This window comes from Mesorhizobium sp. M1409 (genome assembly GCF_040317535.1).
Lineage (GTDB): Bacteria > Pseudomonadota > Alphaproteobacteria > Rhizobiales > Rhizobiaceae > Mesorhizobium.
This window is the reverse complement of record NZ_JAMYKV010000019.1, coordinates 37,654-56,424: the sequence shown is the minus strand read 5'-3', so window position 1 is coordinate 56,424 and position 18,771 is coordinate 37,654. Positions and strand designations below refer to the sequence as shown.

The following is an 18,771-nucleotide window of genomic DNA, read 5'->3' as shown; positions in this document are numbered from 1 at the left end:
TTTGACAGAGGCACGCTGTAAATTTGTCATGATTGTAAAGAGCGGCGCATCGAGATTGCCGCGAAACTTGTGTAAATTCCTGTCAAGGACAGTCGATGGCTGACCAGAAGATATTTGCCGGACCGCGCATCCGCCGCATCCGCAACGCCAAGGGTCTGACCCAGACGGCGATGGCCGAGGGGCTTGGCATTTCCCCGTCCTATCTCAATCTGATCGAGCGCAACCAGCGGCCGCTGACCGTGCAGCTGATCCTCAAGCTGGCGTCCGTCTACAAGATCGATCCGCATGAGTTGCAAGGCGAGGCAAGGGGATCTGTCGCTGCCTTGAAGGAGGTGTTCACCGACCCTCTGCTGGTCGGCGAGCTGCCAGGCGATCAGGAACTGATCGAGCTTGCCGAGGCGGCGCCAAACGCGTCCGCGGCGGTGATAAAGCTGTTTCGCGCCTATCGCGAACAGGCCGAGCGCCTGTCCGACCTCAACGAGCTTTTGGCGCGCGAGGGCCGGGCGACCGCACTTTCCGGAGCCCGCCTGCCGATAGACGAGGTGCGCGAGATTTTCGAGCGCCGGCCGAACCATTTCGCGGCCCTCGAGGAAGAGGCCGCGGCGTTCACCTCGGTGCTTGACCCCGGCGACGATCTGTTCGGCGCGCTGAAGTCCTGGCTGAAGCGCGAATACGGCATCGTGGTCAAGGTGCTGCCGGTCTCCACCATGCCGAACTGGCGCCGCCGTTACGATCGCCACTCGCAGCGCCTGTTTCTGTCCGAGCGCTTGTCGCCGTTCGACCAACTGCGCGAAGTCGCGATGGAGGCCTGTCTGATCCGCATGACGGTCGCGGTCGCCGGCGAGATCCAGGCGCTCAAGCTGACCACCGACGAGGCCCGCCGGCTCGCTCGCTTCGAACTCGGCCGCTATGCGGCGCATGCACTGATGATGCCCTACCAGGCCTTTCACGCGGCTGCGGTGCGCGCCCGCTACGATATCGACGTCCTGCGTTCGCGTTTCGGTGTCTCTTTCGAACAGGCGGCGAATCGGCTGACCATGCTGCAGCGGCAGGGGGCCTCGGGCGTGCCGTTTTTCATGCTGGAAGTCGACAATGCCGGCAACCGCTTCCGCAAGGCCGGCAGCCAGGGCTTTCCGCAAAGCCGCTTCGGCGGTGCCTGTCCCAAGCTGCCGGTGCATGTCGCCTTCACCCAGCCCGGCCAGATTTTCGTCGAAGCGGTGGAAATGCCCGACGGCGCCGAGTTCCTGTGCATCGCCCGCACGCTGGAAGGACCGCAAGGCGCGTTCTCGGAACGCCCGCGCCGCACGGCGCTGCTGCTTGGTTGCGACATCGGCTTTCGCGACGACATCGTCTATGGCGCCGCACTGCCCGGCGCGGCAGTCACCGCAAAGGCCGGCAGTGTCGCGGCGACGCCGGTCGGGCCCGCCTGCCGGCTTTGCGAGCGCGTCGGCTGCCTGGCGCGCGCCGAGCCGCCGGTGACGCGTCCGCTCGGCCTTGACGAGATGGTGACCGGCTTGAGCGCCTTCGATTTTCAGTAACGCCGTGGCGGGTGCCACAATTGTCGCCGGTCGCTGGCTCACGCCCGGCCTGCGTCTTTGCGTTACGCGAACAGAGCATCTTTTCGTCGTCCCTTGCGCATCGTCCCGTCCACGAAAGCCCGACAGTCGCGCCCATGACCGACACCGCATCGTCGCCGATCCTTGTTTCCTCGACCGTCCCGCAGCGGGAGGAGCGCATCGGCTTCCTGCTGGTGTTCTTGTCGGCGCTGATGTGGAGTTTCGGCGGCACCATCGCCCGCTTCATCACGGTCGGCGACAGCTGGACGGTTATTTTCTGGCGCTCCGTCTGGGCAGCGGCCTTCCTGATCTGCTTCATGGTCTGGCGCGACGGCTGGCGCGGCATGTTGAAAATGTTCCGCGACATGGGTCTGCCCGGCCTTGCCGTCGGGGTCTGCTTCGCCACCGCATCGACGGCGTTCGTCGTGGCACTTGCCTACACCACCGTCGCCAACATCCTGTTGATGCAGGCCGGCGTGCCGCTGCTGGCGGCGCTGTTTGCCTGGGCGTTGTTCCGTGAAAGGGTTGGTGTCGCGACCTGGCTGGCGATTGCCGCCGTCATCGCCGGCGTCGCCATCATGGTGTCGGAATCGCTAGATGGCGCTGTCTCGCCGATAGGCGACGGGCTGGCTCTGTTGATCGCGGTGATGTTCTCGATCGCCACCGTCATCACCCGGCGGTTTTCCAGCGTGCGCATGACGCCGGCGACCTGCCTCGGCACCATGCTTGCGGCCGGCTTCGCCGCCTCGCAGGCATCGACATTCACTGTGTCGACCAGTGACATGGGCTTTCTCTTTGTCTTCGGCGTGGTCAATCTGGGCCTCGGCCTCGCCTTCTTCGCCACCGGCGCGCGGCTGATCCCGGCGGCAATAGCAGCACTGCTCGGCACGTTCGAGCCGATCCTCGGCCCGATATGGGTCTGGCTCATCCATTCCGAGGTGCCATCGGGGCGCACCATCATCGGTGGCGCGGCGGTTGTCACGGCGCTGCTCGTTCATATCGGGCTCGAATTCAAGCGCCAGACCCGGCCCGAGCGCGCAGGGGTCACCGGAGTTCCATCGCCTAATTGATGTGGCGCGCAGCTTTGCCATTGACAATGTCGCTGCCGCGCGGGCAGGCTGAGATTACGGCAACAACAAGACAGGCGTATCTTGCCAAGTCTCCCTGCCGGTCAGATCGAGACCGGACCACATCGTCGTATCTCTGCCTGCGCCACGGCGAAAGCCTATGACGGCATCTGCACGCCACACGAGTCCCGGCGACGACACAACGCCTGCCGCTCATCGAACTGCCTGCATAGCGTTGGCAGTTCACGCTTGTCGCCTTTTGGAAAGCTCAATAGCCTGAAACAAATGCCCGGCCGCGCTGGAACCGCGACGAGCCGGCGAAGGAACACTCACCAAAGGAGAATAGCATGATCCGCAAAGCGCTCTGGCTTTCGGCGACTTCGGTATTTCTGACGCTTTTCACCGTCGGCGGTCATGCCGAGGATCGCGTCGTCAACGTCTTCAACTGGTCGGACTATATCGACAGTTCGATCATCGACGATTTCACCAAGGAAACCGGCATCAAGGTCGTCTACGACACCTTCGATTCCAACGAAATCCTGGAAACCAAGCTGCTTGCCGGCGGCAGCGGCTATGACGTCGTCGTGCCGAGCGGCAATTTCCTCGCGCGCCAGATCCAGGCCGGGGTGTTCCAGAAGCTCGACAAGTCGAAACTGCCGAACATTTCCAATATGTGGGACACGGTTACCGAGCGCACCGCCAAATACGACCCCGGCAACGAATACTCGATCAACTACATGTGGGGCACGGTTGGCATCGGCTACAACATCAAGAAGGTGCAAGCAGCACTCGGCACCGACAAGATCGACAGCTGGGATGTCTTCTTCAATCCCGACAGCCTGGCCAAATTGAAGGACTGCGGCGTCTACGTGCTGGACTCCCCGGCCGACATCATCCCGGCGGCGTTGAAATATCTCGGCCTCGACCCGAACAGCACGTCATCAGACGATATCGCCAAGGCCGAGGAAACTTTGCTCAAGGTCCGGCCCTACATCCGAAAATTCCACTCCTCCGAATACATCAACGCCCTCGCCAACGGTGATATCTGCCTGGCGGTCGGCTGGTCGGGTGACGTGTTCCAGGCGCGTAACCGCGCGGTCGAGGCCAAGCAGGGCGTCGAGATCGGCTATTCCGTGCCGAAGGAGGGCGCTCAGATGTGGTTCGACCAGATGGCGATCCCGGCCGATGCGCCGCATGTCGCCGAGGCGCTTGAGTTCATCAACTACATGATGAAGCCGGAGGTTATCGCCAAGTCGTCGAACTACGTGCTCTACGCAAACGGCAACAAGGCTTCGCAGCAATTCGTCGACAAGGCGCTGTTGGATGATCCTTCGGTTTATCCCGATGCCGAGACGATAAAGAAGCTCTACACGGTCTCGCCATACGATCCCAAGACCCAGCGCGTCATCACGCGCACCTGGACCAAGATCGTCACTGGCCAGTAAGCAATCCGACATGGTCCCGGCAGCCACCTGCCGGGACCATTCTTTTCTGGGGCAAGAAGCAGGAATCAGCACGGAGTGGGACATGAAATCGCTTGGCAGCATCCGCAGGGATTTTGCGCCGTGGAACGACCCGAACGCCAAGCCATACATCCAGTTCGACAATGTCACCAAGAAGTTCGGTGACTTCACCGCCGTCAACAAACTGTCGCTGACCATATTCGAGCGGGAGTTCTTCGCGCTGCTCGGCGCCTCTGGTTGCGGAAAGTCGACGTTGCTCAGAATGCTCGCCGGTTTCGAGGAGCCGACGGCCGGCCGCATCCTGCTCGATGGCCAGGATATGCGCGGTATCCCGCCCTATCGCCGGCCGGTCAACATGATGTTCCAGTCCTATGCGCTGTTCCCGCATATGACGGTCGAGAACAACATCGCCTTCGGCCTCAAGCAGGACGGCATGCCGAAGCCCGAGATCGCGTCGCGCGTCGCCGAGATGCTGAAGCTGGTCAAGCTCGAGCAGTTCGCCAAGCGCAAGCCACATCAACTGTCCGGCGGCCAGCGCCAGCGCGTCGCGCTCGCCCGCTCGGTCGCCAAGCGGCCGAAGGTGCTGCTGCTCGACGAGCCGCTCGGCGCATTGGACAAGAAGCTGCGTGAGGAAACGCAGTTCGAACTGATGGACCTGCAGCAGAACCTCGGCCTGACCTTCGTCGTCGTCACCCACGACCAGGAAGAGGCGATGACGATGGCCGATCGCATCGCCATCATCGACAAGGGCGAGGTGATGCAGGTGGCAACGCCGGCCGAAGTCTACGAGGCGCCGGGGTCGCGCTTCGTCGCCGGCTTCGTCGGCAATGTGAACATGTTCGAGGGCAAGATCGCGCGTGGCGAAGCTGGCGCCGCCAGCATCGATGCCGGCAATGGCATCACCATCCGCACCGACAATGCCGGCGCTGCCAGTGCCGGGACGGCCGTCACCTTCGCCATCAGGCCGGAAAAGATCAAGGTGTCGTCGAGAAAGCCGGCCGAGGCCGTCAACGCTATCGAGGGCGAGGTCTACGACATCGCCTATCTCGGTGACATGACCGTCTATCACGTCAGGCTGGACGACGGCCAGGTGGTGCGCGCGAGCACCATGAACGCGGCTCGCATCACCGAGGATCCATTGAGCTGGAACGACCGCGCCTGGGTTTCCTTCCGGCCCGACGCCGGCGTCGTGCTGACGCGGTAGGGGGCGACCATGTCGAGCGCCACCGTCACCACCACATCAGCCTCTCCGGCAATCAATGCCGGCAAATCCGCCCTCGCCAAGTTGGGCGCTGCCTTCGTTGGCCGCCTGGTCATCATCATCCCCTATGTCTGGCTGCTGTTCTTCTTCCTCATTCCGTTCGTCATCGTCTTCAAGATTTCGCTGTCGCAGACGGCTATCGCCATTCCACCCTATACGCCGGCACTCGATTTCAGCGGCGGCATTTCCGGATTTCTGGATCAGCTGAAACAACTCAGCCTCGACAACTACACCTGGCTGACGCAGGACGCGCTCTACTTCAACGCCTATGTGACCAGCGTCATCATCGCCGCGATCTCGACGGTCCTGACATTGCTCGTGGGTTATCCGATCGCCTATGGAATGGCACGCGCGCCGGCGACGAACCGCCCAACCTTGCTGATGCTGGTGATCCTGCCGTTCTGGACCTCGTTCCTGATCCGCGTCTACGCCTGGATCGGCATTCTCAAGCCCGAGGGATTGCTCAATCAGCTGCTGCTCGCCACCGGGGTCATCCACCAGCCGCTGATCATCCTCAACACCTACACGGCGATCTTCATCGGTATCGTCTATTCCTATCTGCCGTTCATGGTATTGCCGCTCTATTCCGCTCTCGAGAAGATGGACTATTCCCTGATCGAGGCGGCAAAGGATCTCGGCTGTCCGCCAACCAGCGCTTTCTGGAAGATCACCTTCCCGCTGTCGCTGCCGGGCGTCATCGCCGGCTGCCTGCTGGTGTTCATTCCAGCCGTCGGTGAGTTCGTCATTCCCGATCTGCTCGGTGGATCGCAGACGCTGATGATCGGCAAGACGCTGTGGAACGAGTTCTTCGCCAATCGCGACTGGCCGGTATCGTCGGCCGTCGCCGTCATCCTGCTGTTGCTGCTGATCGTGCCGATCATGCTCTTCCAGCGGGCTCAGGCGCGCGCTCAGGAAATGGACAGGTGACCTCATGAACACCACCTGGAGCCGCTTCAACATCACCTCGATCGTGCTTGGCTTTGCCTTTCTCTATTTGCCGATCGTGCTGCTCATCGTCTTCTCCTTCAACGAGTCCAAGCTGGTCACCGTCTGGGGCGGCTTCTCGACCAAATGGTACGTCTCGCTGTTCCACAACCAGGGCCTCATGGACGCGACCTGGGTGACGGCACGCGTTGGCCTGATCTCGGCCACCGTGGCGACGGTGCTCGGCACGCTGGCGGCACTCGCCTTGACCCGTTACACCCGCTTCAAGGGCAGGGTGCTGTTCTCCGGCATGGTCTTTGCGCCGCTGGTCATGCCGGAAGTCATCACCGGCCTGTCGCTGCTGCTGCTCTTCGTTGCCGTCGGTCTCGACCGCGGCTTCCTGACCGTCACGCTGGCTCACATCACCTTGACCATGTGTTTCGTCGCCGTCGTCGTGCAGTCGCGCCTCGTCACCTTCGACCGCTCGCTGGAAGAAGCGGCGATGGATCTTGGCGCGACACCGGTGAAGACCTTTTTCCAGATCACGCTGCCGGTCATCATGCCGGCGATCGTGTCAGGCTGGATGCTGGCCTTTACACTTTCGCTCGACGATCTGGTGATCGCCAGCTTCACCTCCGGGCCGGGTGCCACGACGCTGCCGATGAAGATCTACAGCCAGGTTCGCCTCGGCGTGACGCCGGAGATCAACGCCGCCTGCACCATCCTGATCGCCGTTGTGGCGATCGGCGTCATCATCGCCTCGCTTGCCAACAAGCGGCGTGAGGTGCAGCGCCAGCTCGACGAGCAGGCCGCGCAGCGCGGGTGAAGACGGGAAGCGCGGCTGCCTATTCCCCCGAAACGCCGCGGCTGATCGGGGAAATGAACGGCGTGCTCCAGGTTCCGCCGACAAAAAACGATGACTGGTTCGAACCTTGCTGGCCAGTGGTCTGCGTTGCCGCCTGGTCCTGCTGAATGACACCGCCGGACAGGGCCAGTCCGCGTCCGGCGTAGGACGCGATCCCGGACAGCCAGATCTTGTATTTCGCCGAATTGGCTTCGGCCTTGTCGAGCCGAGCCACGCCCTTCGAAATGCTGGCCTTGATCTCGGCGCCGTCGATCGGCAGCGTTCCGTCGGAGACGTCGTCGAGCGCGAAGAAGCCGCCTTGTTCGGTATGCTTGAGGAAGGCCGGCAGGTTGAGCTTGCTCAACGCACCCGGTCCGAAGGTCGCCGAAACCGAGCCGTCGGCATTGTCGAAGATGGAGTCCCAGGTTCTGCCCGGCCCCTTGAGGATCACCGAGACGGTCCCCGTGCCGACCGGCACCAGGCGGGTCATCCCCGCCGCCGTGGCGAAAGCACCGCCGTCGATATCGGATGCCAGCAGCCGGATTTCGACCTGTGAGCCTTCCGGCTTGCGGTCGAAGCGAAGGCTGGTCTGGATGTTGCCGCCGAAGGCCGAGGCATCGGAGATATCGAAGACGGACAGACCATCCTTGACCTGTGCGGTGGCGGCGACGTCGGCGAGCTGGATAGGCCCCGCCGTGGCGTGTGCCGCGGACAGCCTGAGATCGAGGTTGATCTTGTCGGCGAAACTTGTGTCGATTTCGCTGGGCCCGGCCCCTCCGGTCGGCGCCAGCGGCGTGAAGGCCGACAGGAACGATCTGAGGTCGAGCGTGTCGAAGGCGAGTGTGCCGGAGATCACCGGCTGAGCTTCGCCAAGCGACAGGTCCAGCGCTCCCATTCCCGGATTGTTGTCCAGCGCGATGGCGGTGTTGTCGAATTTGACGCGCCCGGCCGTCGCCGTGACCTTGCTCGAAATGCTGACCGAGCCGATCGCGGCGCCCGGCGCGATGCCGGACTGCAACCATTCCAGCACGCGGCGCAGCGAGGGCGCCGAAAACTTCGCCTGACCGTCGAAATAGCTGTTTTCGGACATGCTGGCCGTGCCGTCGAAAGAGAAGGTGGCGGGCGCGGCCTTGAAAGACAGAGTAAGCGGCGCCATGCCGCCGGCAAACAGCACCAGCGGCTTCTCCGAGGCGGCGTCCACGGCCACGCTTTCGCCGCGCCAGATCCCTGTCGCCGACAGCGTCGCATTGCTGTTCATCGCCGCCCAGGTCGCCTGGCCGCTCAGGCTGCTCAGAATCTCGACGTCCTTACCATTGACCGAAGCCACCATGCGGCCGTCACGAAACTCCACCGTGCCGAAAGTGTCGGTCGGCAGCTTGTCGAGATCCGGCGTGGCGGGGTCGGCATTGACGACGCCGCGCGCCGCGTCGATGGAACGCGTGATGCGCCCGCCGGTTGGGACGGCGGGCAGGAAAAAGCCGGTCGGCGTGCGCTCAACCCGGATCGTCGGCCGCACCAGCCGCGCCGTCGAAAACACCACGTCGCCGCGCAAGGCCGCCATGGCGGAAAGGTCGACCTCGACCCGTTCGGCCTCGACGACCGGCGGCGCCTCGGTGTCGGTCCATTGCGACAGCGTCACATCGGTCAGGATTGCCCGGAATGTCGGCCAGACCTCGATGCGGGGCGAGCCCTCGATTGCGACTCGGAAGCCGCTCCACGCGCTCATTTCCCAAGCGATGCGGTCGCGCACGATACGGGTGGAGGCGATCAGCGGCAGGGTAGCAACCACCAGCGCGATGACGATCACGGCAGCGCCGATCGCCCATATTCCGCGCCGGATCAAAGATGATGGCATATCGCCCCGTATGCTTCCATTCCGACAAAATCGCCCGATGGTGTAACCCAGTCGTCACCACGACTTCCAGTCGTTACCACGACTTCCAGTCGTCACTACGACTTAGGGCTGACGCATTTCAAGTCTTTATGGCCCCGCGATGGCATTTGCGCACATCTGGCCGCATCGGCCGAACAAAATCTTGCTCTGCTGCGCTGCGATATGCATAAGCGATGGCGACCGCGGAGGAACGATCATGGCTGCCGAAGTACCGCTCTGGACCCCGACGCAAGACCAGATTGATGCAGCACCCTTGACCGTTTTCACGAAGGCCGCCGCTGGGAAAGCCGGCGTGGCGTTTTCTTCATATTCGCAGCTTCATGGCTGGTCGGTCGAGGACCGCGACGGGTTCTGGAGCCTGGTTTGGGATTTCTGCGGCATCGTCGGCGACAAGGGAGAGCCTGTGTTGGTCGACGGCGACAGGATGCCCGGCGCATCGTTCTTCCCCGAGGCCACACTGAATTTCGCCGAGAATCTCCTGAAGAAGACCGGCGCCAGTGAGGCGATCGTGTTTCGCGGCGAGGACAAGGTCGAGCGCCGTCTGTCCTGGAACGAGTTGCATGCGCTGACCTCGCGGCTGCAGCAGCTTTTCCTGTCGCTCAAAGTGAAGAAGGGCGATCGCATTGCCGCGATGATGCCCAACATGCCGGAAACCGTCGCCGCCATGCTCGCAGCCGCCTCGATCGGCGCGGTCTGGTCGTCCTGCTCTCCCGATTTCGGCGAGCAGGGCGTGCTCGACCGCTTCGGCCAGATCGAGCCTGTCGTCTTCATCGCGCCCGATGGCTATTGGTACAACGGCAAGGCGATCGAGGTCGCCGACAAGATCGCCGCGGTCGCGGCCAAGCTCGGCACTGTCCGCAAGATCCTGGTCGTCGACTATCTCGGCAATTCGAGCGATGTCGCTGGCACCATGGACAAGGCAGTGGCGCTGGAAGAGGCGCTGTCGCCCTTCGCCGGCAAGCCCGTTGCCTTCGAGCCGCTGCCTTTCGCGCATCCGCTCTACATTCTGTTCTCGTCGGGAACGACCGGCATTCCCAAATGCATCGTCCATTCGGTCGGCGGCACGCTGATCCAGCATGTCAAGGAACACCGGCTGCATGCAGGGCTGATCGAGGGCGACCGCTTCTTCTACTTCACCACCTGCGGCTGGATGATGTGGAACTGGCTCGTGTCGGGGCTCGCTTCGGGTGCCACGCTGCTGCTCTATGACGGCTCGCCCTTCTACCCTGACGGCAATGTGCTGTTCGACTTTGCCGATGCCGAGAAGATGACCTTCTTCGGCACCTCGGCCAAGTTCATCGATTCCGTGCGCAAGGCCGGCCTGAAGCCGATCCGCAGCCATGATCTGTCGAGCGTGCGAGCGATTTCCTCCACCGGCTCGCCGCTGTCGCCGGAGGATTTCCGCTTCGTCTATGACGGCATCAAGAAAGACGTCCATCTGGCCTCGGTCTCCGGCGGCACCGACATCGTCTCCTGCTTCGTGCTCGGTGTGCCGACGCAGCCGGTCTGGACCGGCGAGATCCAGGGTCCCGGCCTCGGCCTTGCCGTCGATGTCTGGGACGACGACGGCAGGCCGGTCCGGCAGGAAAAGGGCGAGCTGGTCTGCACCAAGGCGTTTCCGGCGATGCCGATCGGCTTCTGGAACGATCCCGAGGGCAAGAAGTACCGGGCGGCCTATTTCGAGCGCTTCGACAATGTCTGGTGTCATGGCGATTTCGCCGAATGGACCGAGCATGGCGGCCTGATCATCCATGGCCGGTCCGACGCCACGCTCAACCCGGGCGGCGTAAGAATCGGCACGGCGGAGATCTACAACCAGGTCGAGCAGATGCCGGAGATCCTGGAGGCGCTGTGCATCGGCCAGGACTTCGACAATGATGTGCGCGTCGTCCTGTTCGTGCGCCTGGCCGCCGGCGTGCAGCTCGACGAGGAACTTGAAAAACGCATACGGGCAAAAATCCGCGGCGGGGCAAGCCCGCGTCACGTGCCGGCCAGGATCGTCGCCGTCACCGACATCCCGCGCACCAAGTCGGGCAAGATCACCGAGCTTGCGGTGCGCGACGTGGTGCATGGCCGCGCCATCAAGAACAAGGAGGCGCTCGCCAACCCAGAGGCGCTGGAGCTGTTCAAGAACCTGCCGCAACTGGCGGACTGATCGCTAATGCATGTCGCTCAAAAGTGGCCCCGGTTTTGAGACAACGACATGCATGAAACAAAGAATCCGGCATGGTTACCGAAATATGTCGGTAGAATTTACCTAGATTTCATGAGTGGTACACATCCGTAAATTTTCCGCCGGGCCGGTAAGGAGTTGTTAAGGTCCGGCGTCGATAGTCGCATTCAACTTGAGGGAGAAATCCCGTTCCTCGGCCCCCGGAGGATCCGAATTCGCTCAAGCCCCCGTTGTGACAGCAATCCTATCTCTTAAGGCGTCCTTTGGGCGCCTTTTCTTTTGCCGGTACGAGATCGAGCTGTGGAGGGGCGCTGGCCTATTCCGCAAGCACACGGGTCGAGGGAAAAGCGACCTCGACCAGCGTGCCTTCACCCGGTGTCGAGTTGATGATGAACCGGGCGCGGTTGGCTTCCACCATCGCCTTGGTCAACGGCAATCCAAGCCCGGTGCCGTCGCCGCGTCCGCGCTTCAGCGCATTGATCTGCTTGAACGGCTTCAGCGCCTGCTCGATCTCGGCCTGGCTCATGCCGATGCCGGTGTCGCGCACCCGCATGACGACGTCGCCCGATGTCTCATAGGCGGTCGAGACGATCACCTGGCCGCCGGCCTGGGTGTAGCGGATGGCGTTCGACAGGATGTTGAGGGCGATCTGGCGCACGCTGCGCAGGTCGGCCACCACTTCCGGCAACCGCGAAGCGAAGCTGGAGCGGATGATGACGCGCTCGCGGTTGGCTTGCGGCTGCATCATCGCCACTGTCTCGGCCAGCGTGTCGTTGAGCGACACCGCCTCGTAGGCCATCTCCTGCTGGCCGGCTTCGATCTTCGATATGTCGAGCAGGTCGTTGACGAGGTCGAGCACATGATTGCCCGACCGGTTGATGTCGCGCAGATAGTCACGGTAACGGTCATTGGCGACAGGTCCGAACTTCTCGTCGACCATCAGTTCGGAAAAGCCGATGATGGCATTGAGCGGCGTGCGTATCTCATGGCTGATACGGGCGAGGAAATCGGTCTTCTGCGAGGACGCGCGCTCGGCCACCGCACGCGCTTGCGTCAAGTCCTCTTCGGCCCGCTTCCACTGCGTGATGTCGCGCACGACAGCGCAGAAGCCACTGTCGTTGGGCAATCGGCCAATGGTCATGAACAGCGGGATGAAGCGCCCCTGCGCCTCGCGCCCGATCACCTCACGCCCGTCATTCATCACGCTCGCCACGCCGGGCTCGGACAGCCCGTTGAGATAGTCGCGGGCGGCGCGCTGGCTTTCGATCGCAAACAGCGAGGCGAACGGCTTGCCGGTCACGTCGTCGCTGTCGAAACCGAACAGCGCTTCGGCCGGACGGCTGATCGAGCGGATGGTGCCGTCGCGGCCGATCAGCACGACGCCGTCGGTGGCGGTGTCGATGATGGTGCGCATCTCGGCGATTCGCGCCTTGAGCTCGGGAATGTCGGGCTGCGTCTGCTCGTCGCCAACCGCATTCACCGGTGCGTCATCCTCGCCGGAGCGGCGAACGACCAGCATCAGCGCCTTGCCGTCGCGCCAGGGGACTGAGCGCAAAATAGCCTCGATCGGGAATTCCTGCCCGTCACGCGTCTTCAACCGAAGCGCGCGATCGGCGCCGTCGGAAGCGCCGTCGTGGGCGTAGGGATCGGCAAACAGCGCGCCGAGGCCGCCGGCATCCGCCAGGTCGTCGAGCGCCTCATAGCCGGTCAGATTGAGGAATTCCTCGTTTGCATAGTGCAACTGGTCGCCGGAATGGATAAGCAGCGGCACGGGCAGCTTGCCGAGAAGCGAAGTGTCCGGAGCCTTGTGCTCATCTCCGGCCGAAAACGCCGACGGCACGAATCCTTCGGCCTTGAGCGGCGGCACCTGCAGGCGAGGGCGCTCGACGCGTGCCGCAACGGCGTCGCTTGGACTGGCGGTTTCCTCGGCCGACGCAACCGCCTGCTCGTCAGGCGCCGAGGCTTCCTCGTCGGGCTGCGCCCAATCTTCACTATCCTCGGCATCGCGAAAGTCCGCCGACGTCATGCTGTCGTCATCATGGTCGGCATAGTCGAGCAATGAGCCCGCCGCCGCATTCGACTCGGAGGGGTCTTCATGAACCGCTTCGTTCGGATGGCCGCCATCAAGCCGCGCCAGATCCCGCTCGTCCTCGGCATCGACATCGGTTTCGGACAGCTCGGCTGGCGCTGTTTCGTTCTCTGGCTCTGCCGCGGGGATTTCGCCGGCATGCGTGGAGTCTTCCTGCTGGACAGCATCGGGCGTCGACGCAACCTCGCCAGCCGCCTCGACCGGGGCTTCGGCCTCCGCTTTAGGCACGTCAGCTTTTCCCAAAGGTTCAGCAGATGTTTCGGTCGTCGCTTCCTCGAAGCTTTCAAGGCTGGGCTTCTCGGCCCCTGGCGGCTCGACCGGGGAGCTGTCTTTCTTCAGCCGCTCGCCGATCTCGCGGAACGCGCTGCGTTCCAGACTCGACAGACCCTTGTCGTTGGCTGGCTGCCGATGTTCGGCCAGCCTGATCACCTTGTCGGCAAAGCGCCGTTCCGGTTTCGGCACGATAGTCAGCGCCGGCACCTCGCCCTTGAACGGATCCGATGCCTGAGCATCCTCGGCCTTTGGCTGTTCGGGCTCGGCTTCGACGGCTTGCGGTTCCGGCGTCGCTGGCGCGCTGCTGTTGGGCACCAGCGCCATGCCGATGGCTTCCGGATCGACGACCGCATCACTGGCGCGCGCGACGCCGAAGCCGCGGAAACCTTCGAAGGCGCGGCTGCGGCCATAGACAGGTAGCGCCGCCAGGTCGACAGGTATCTTCAGACCGGTGCCGACGACCGGCCAGAGCACGGAGCGCCCGGACCAGGTGTCGCGCCGTTCGAGCAGGCCTGATATTTCGCCGGAGGGGTCGAGACCGAAGGTGGCCGCGACATCCCTGAAGCGCCGGCCGATCACGTCGGCCGCCGGCTTGCCGACTATGTCGGCGAATTCCGGCGACAGCGCGCTGAACTTGCCCTCGGCATCGGTGCGCCAGACGAAGCGTACCGGCGCCGCCATGCGATCTGTCGCCGAGACCGTCGCGGGCGCGGAGGTGGCCTGGACATCGTCCCGTTTCGTGTCTTGGGCAGGAATTTCCAGGGCGGCCGGTTCAGCCGGTGCTTCAGCTTCGGGCGCGGCTGGTCGCGGCGCCCGTTGCCCTTCGTCCTCGCCGGCATTGAAGTACCAATGGTCGTGCTGCGCCGGCGTGCGCGCGGCTGCCGGTTGATCGCTGTTGGCTGCCGTGGGCGGCTGCGCCGTCGCGTCGGCGATCTCATGCGGTTGCGATGCGGCGACGTCGCCGGCCGGCGCAGCCTCGGCAATGGTTTGCGCCGGGTGTTCGCCGCCAGCGGTCGTGTCGTCGAGCTGGTCCTCGTCGATCACCACCAGCAGATGCCGCTCTTCGGTCAGTCTTGCCAGCCCCGCCGGATAGGAGGTCGCACCGCCGGGGACGAGGCGCTTGACGATGCGGTCGCTCTCGGCCGCGACATCGGCGACGAGCGCGGCCAGCGTCTCCGGCAGGATACCCAGCGCCGAAAACCCCTCCGAGGCGGCCTCGATGTTGCCCGCGGCATCGACAAAGGCGATGAAATGGCCATCCTCGGTAAACCCGCTGATGGCGCGAGCGGCGATTTCGCCGGCACTGCGCGAACCCGTCTGCGCCGCCGGCACGGCCAGCATGATCGCCTTTTCGGCGTCCGGCATGCTCACGGCACTGGCCAGGAAGCCGACGGCGCGGCTGGTCATGCCGGTCGCCAGCCGCACCATGATGGCGCGGTCGCTGCCAATCTCGGGAAATCCGCTGGTCGCCATGATCTGGCGCTTGGCGATCAAAGGCAGCTGCGTCGAGGCGCCGATGATGGCCTCGATGTCGGGATAGCCGAACGTCGCGGCTCCCGGCCCATTGGCCCAGATCACCTGCTCCAGGTCCGCCGACAGGATCGCGATCGCGTCGCCGGCGGCAAAGCGCTGGCGGACCGCGTCGAGCACGGCGACGTCGAGGAAGGAATATTCGGACGGCATGCGCTTGGCTAACCCTAACGGAGCGGCGAATTTGCAGTTAACGCTTTGTTAATAAAAGCCGGAGGCGCGAAGGTCCACAAGCCAGAACGTGCAAAGGCTGGAATTTGGGCTCTTGGTTAATGGCCCAAAAGAATTTATGGTGCACTGCAACAAAGATATTGCAATGCACAAAATTTGCCTTTATATTGCCATCATACATGAACGAGACGGCTTTCTGTCAAAGCCGCTGCCGCTGAAAAGGATGGAAAATGTCCAGGACCAAAACCGCCGAGACGATCGAAAACGTTGAATTCCCGAGCTTCGACGCTTCCAAGGCCACCGACCAGATGCGCGCCTTCGCCGAAAAGGGCGTTGAGCAGTCGAAGGAAGCCTATGCCAAGCTGAAGACCGGCGCCGAGGAGACCCAGAAGGCTCTGGAGTCGACCTTCGAGACCGCCAAGACCGTTTCCAGCGACCTTTCGCTCAAGACCATTTCCGCCCTGCGTGCCAATGCCGAAGCCGGCTTCTCGCACCTCGAAGCGCTGATCGGCGCCAAGTCGCTGTCGGAAGTCGTCGAGTTGCAGACCGCGTTCCTGCGCAAGCGCGTCGAAACCACCGTCGAGCAGGCCAAGGACTTCCAGGCTGTCGCCTCCAAGGCGGCCGAGGACGTCTCCAAGCCGATCAAGACCGCCTTCGAGAAGGCGATGAAGGAAATCAAGGTCGCCTAACATTTACGCATGATCTGAAGATGCAACAAAAGGTCGCATTTTCTTAAGATAGATCAGCCGTATGATGGTGACCATCAAGGAATACCCGGCGGGTGGAACCTCCTCCCTCTGCCTCCCGGGGTGACCAGCCAGCACCTCCTCCCGCTGGCTCGTAACAGGAAAAGGCCGGCACCTCCTCCCGCCGGCCTTTTTCTTTGTCTGGCGCCCTGTTCTTGCCTTGTGCCTCTTTTTGCCAGGCAAATGTCGTGCCGATGTGGGGAAGTGATCTTTGCTTTCCAAAAGCCTTGAATTAGAATCCATAAGCCCGTAAGGACGCATCGCCGAACGACAGAGCGGTCGAGTGGGATGAGTTTCTGCTTCGATCCCACTCAGGCAAACGTGCCGTTGTAGCTCAGATGGTTAGAGCGCCGGATTGTGGATCCGGAGGTCGCTGGTTCGATCCCAGCCAACGGTACCATAATTCATGAAATGATTTCAATGATTTACGGCTGCGAGGATGAGGCGAGCGCGCTGGAACAGCTCGTCGAACGTGGGCGGGCCAAACCATGATCGGAGGCGATCCGCGCGATTGTGGACGCTACAAATAGGGCGGAGCGCCACGCGCAAATCGGCGGATCTGCTTCGCGCACATGAAACACTCAAAGGCCGAGGATCGAAAGACGGGCGCCCGCTCAGGCGGGCACATCAACTTGGGCATAAAGCCACTGTCATTCGGCTGCTTGCTTCTGAAGCTTCTCGAACACAAATAGCTTGCCTTTGCGCACGCTGTCCTCAAGCGAGTTCGCCTTCGCCAGATGCGCCGCAATCGCACTGGCCAGCATGCATCCCGTCCCGCGCATCGATCCTGCAAGGCGCGGTGTGTTGAAGCGGATTGGTTCTTGATCACGGCGCAACAGAATATCGGTCGAACGAGGTCCCGCAGCGTGGCCCCCCTTGATCAGCAGGGCCTGCGCGCCGGCTGCCAGCAATTTCCGTCCCTGTCTCACCGAATCGCTCTCGTCCGCCGCCGGTTCCGCGCCAACAAGGAGCGCCAGCTCGAAGAGATTGGGGGTGACCAGACCGCAAAATGGCATCAGATCACGCTTCATGACCGCGATGGCGCCTGCTTCCAGGAGCGGCCGGCCTGACGTGGACGCCAGCACAGGATCGAGCACTATCGGCACCTGCGGACTTTCGCGTAGCACGGCGGCAACGGCAGCGACGATCTCAGCCGTCGCGAGCATGCCGATCTTGATGGCCGTCACCTCGTTGGCCCGCAGCGCAGCGCGCATCTGATCGGCCACCAAGCGAGGTTGCGAATGTTGGATTTCCATGACGGCATCGTGCGTCTGCACCGTTAGTGCGGTGACAGCCAGGCACGTGCGCATGCCAATGAAGGAGATCGTCTCGATATCGCGTGCTATTCCAGCCCCACCGCTGGAGTCTGATCCGCCGACCACGAGCACATGCGGTTCTCGCCTCAGCGCCATGGCTTTGTCTTTTCGATCCATTCTCGCGTGCGCGCTTCGGGATCGGCATTCAACGTGATGTCGGTGACCACTGCCGCGCTGTCCGCACCAGCCTCGAAAACACCGTCGAGCCGGTCGGGGTTGAGGCCGCCAATGGCGACCAATGGGATCGGCGCCACCCGATGCTTCCACTCGCTGATCCGCTCGAGCCCTTGCGGCGCCCATTTCATCTGCTTCAGGACGGTGGGATAGATGGGGCCGAGCGCGACGTAGTTGGGCATGGCGGCCATGGCCGTGTCCAGTTCGACATGATCATGCGTGCTGACCCCGACCTTCACGCCGGCTGCCCGAATCCGCGCGAGGTCGGCGGATAGCAAATCCTCCTGGCCGAGATGGACGAAGTCGCAGCCTTCCTCGATTGCCAGGCGCCAGTGGTCGTTGATGATGAACTGGCATTGGTGCTGGGCGCATAAAGCCTTGGCCTTGCGGATCTCCGCGCGCAACCCGGCTTCATCCATGCTCTTGATGCGCAACTGCACCAGCTTGACGCCGAGCGGCACCAGCCGTTCGATCCAGGCAGCGCTGTCGACGATCAGGTAGAAGGGATCAAGCTTCATGAAAAAACTGCCCTGCCGATGGTCGGCGTCGATGGCACGGCGACGTCGCGCGGTTCGAGCATTCCGGAGCTGAAAGCTTCACGACCGGCCTCGACCGCCTTGCCGAACGCACACGCCATGCCGACCGGATCGGCCGCCTTGGCGACCGCCGCGTTCAGGAGCACGGCGTCAAAGCCGAGTTCCATGACGGTGGCCGCGTGCGACGGTCGTCCGAGGCCTGCATCCACAATCAGCGGGACGCCTGGAAAATGGCCGCGCATCGAGCGCAGCGCCGTGATGTTGATCGGACCGAGGGCGGAACCGATCGGCGCGCACCACGGCATCAGAACCTGACAGCCCGCCTCCAGCAGCCGCTCGGCGACGACAAGATCGTCGGTGGTATAGGGGAATACGTCAAAACCGTCCTCGCACAGGATGCGGGCGGCTTCGACCAGCCCGAACACGTCCGGCTGCAGCGTGTCGTGGTTGCCGATCACTTCGAGCTTGATCCAGTTGGTGCCGAAAACTTCGCGCGCCATCTTCGCGGTCGTGACCGCTTCCTTGACGGAGTGGCAGCCGGCAGTGTTGGGCAGGATTCTGACGCCGAGCGAGCGGATCAACGACCAGAATTTTTCGCCGGCCCTGCCGCCTGCCATCTCACGGCGCAACGAGACGGTCACCACCGACGTGCCCGACGCCTTGACAGCCTCGGCAAGGATGGCCGGCGAAGGATATTGCGCGGTGCCGAGAAGCAGGCGCGACGGACGCTCGGTTCCATAAAGCTCTAACATGA

Annotated in this window: 13 protein-coding genes and 1 tRNA gene; 9 read left to right on the top strand and 5 right to left on the bottom strand. The window is 63.0% G+C overall.

From position 1 onward, the window contains the following. Nucleotides 1–95 precede the first annotated feature (95 nt). The 6 genes from NKG99_RS16810 (at nt 96) to NKG99_RS16785 (ending at nt 7,097) form a co-directional block, all read left to right on the top strand. Nucleotides 96–1,538: a helix-turn-helix domain-containing protein gene (locus NKG99_RS16810; RefSeq protein ID WP_352869634.1), complete on the top strand. Its 1,443-nt coding sequence runs from the start codon at nt 96–98 to the stop codon at nt 1,536–1,538. Between the two features lie 134 nt (nt 1,539–1,672). After that, entirely contained in the window at nt 1,673–2,626 is a 954-nt protein-coding gene (locus tag NKG99_RS16805) for a DMT family transporter (RefSeq protein ID WP_352869632.1), read from the top strand. A gap of 344 nt (nt 2,627–2,970) precedes the next feature. After that, entirely contained in the window at nt 2,971–4,068 is a 1,098-nt protein-coding gene (locus NKG99_RS16800) for a polyamine ABC transporter substrate-binding protein (protein ID WP_352869630.1), read from the top strand. Nucleotides 4,069–4,150: 82 nt separating this feature from the next. Further along, nucleotides 4,151–5,290, top strand: coding sequence for an ABC transporter ATP-binding protein (locus NKG99_RS16795; protein WP_352869628.1), 1,140 nt, complete (start codon nt 4,151–4,153; stop codon nt 5,288–5,290). A 9-nt stretch (nt 5,291–5,299) separates the two neighbouring features. Continuing rightward, entirely contained in the window at nt 5,300–6,274 is a 975-nt protein-coding gene (locus tag NKG99_RS16790; RefSeq protein ID WP_352869626.1) for an ABC transporter permease subunit, read from the top strand. Nucleotides 6,275–6,278: 4 nt separating this feature from the next. Continuing rightward, a complete protein-coding gene (locus NKG99_RS16785; RefSeq protein ID WP_352869624.1) occupies nt 6,279–7,097 on the top strand; it encodes an ABC transporter permease in 819 nt (272 codons plus the stop codon). Between the two features lie 19 nt (nt 7,098–7,116). On the opposite strand, the gene NKG99_RS16780 is transcribed toward NKG99_RS16785, so the two are convergent. After that, nucleotides 7,117–8,970 carry an AsmA family protein gene (locus NKG99_RS16780; protein ID WP_352869622.1) on the bottom strand — a complete coding sequence of 618 codons (1,854 nt, stop codon included), beginning with the start codon at nt 8,968–8,970 and terminating at the stop codon, nt 7,117–7,119. A gap of 235 nt (nt 8,971–9,205) precedes the next feature. On the opposite strand from NKG99_RS16780, the gene NKG99_RS16775 reads away from it, so the two are divergent. Continuing rightward, nucleotides 9,206–11,164, top strand: a complete 1,959-nt coding sequence (locus tag NKG99_RS16775; protein ID WP_352869620.1) for an acetoacetate--CoA ligase — start codon at nt 9,206–9,208, stop codon at nt 11,162–11,164. A gap of 334 nt (nt 11,165–11,498) precedes the next feature. Here the strand turns inward: NKG99_RS16775 and NKG99_RS16770 are convergent, their stop codons facing one another. Further along, nucleotides 11,499–15,227, bottom strand: a complete 3,729-nt coding sequence (locus NKG99_RS16770; RefSeq protein WP_352869618.1) for a PAS domain S-box protein — start codon at nt 15,225–15,227, stop codon at nt 11,499–11,501. Nucleotides 15,228–15,475: 248 nt separating this feature from the next. Between NKG99_RS16770 and NKG99_RS16765 the strand changes: the two genes are divergently transcribed. After that, nucleotides 15,476–15,934, top strand: coding sequence for a phasin (locus NKG99_RS16765; RefSeq protein WP_109670216.1), 459 nt, complete (start codon nt 15,476–15,478; stop codon nt 15,932–15,934). A 380-nt stretch (nt 15,935–16,314) separates the two neighbouring features. Beyond that, nucleotides 16,315–16,391, top strand: a tRNA-His gene (locus NKG99_RS16760). Between the two features lie 250 nt (nt 16,392–16,641). Here NKG99_RS16760 and NKG99_RS16755 read toward each other — a convergent pair. The 3 genes from NKG99_RS16755 to NKG99_RS16745 are packed head-to-tail and all read right to left on the bottom strand — an operon-like array spanning nt 16,642 to nt 18,769. Continuing rightward, complete coding sequence (locus NKG99_RS16755; protein WP_352869616.1) at nt 16,642–17,403, bottom strand: hydroxymethylpyrimidine/phosphomethylpyrimidine kinase; 762 nt, start codon at nt 17,401–17,403, stop codon at nt 16,642–16,644. Next, complete coding sequence (locus NKG99_RS16750; RefSeq protein ID WP_352869614.1) at nt 17,394–17,999, bottom strand: thiamine phosphate synthase; 606 nt, start codon at nt 17,997–17,999, stop codon at nt 17,394–17,396. Before NKG99_RS16750 ends, NKG99_RS16755 begins: the two co-directional genes overlap by 10 nt. Next, on the bottom strand, nt 17,996–18,769 hold the full coding sequence (locus NKG99_RS16745; protein WP_352869612.1) for a thiazole synthase: 774 nt from the start codon (nt 18,767–18,769) through the stop codon (nt 17,996–17,998). The genes NKG99_RS16750 and NKG99_RS16745 overlap by 4 nt, the downstream gene beginning before the upstream one ends. Nucleotides 18,770–18,771: the final 2 nt, after the last annotated feature.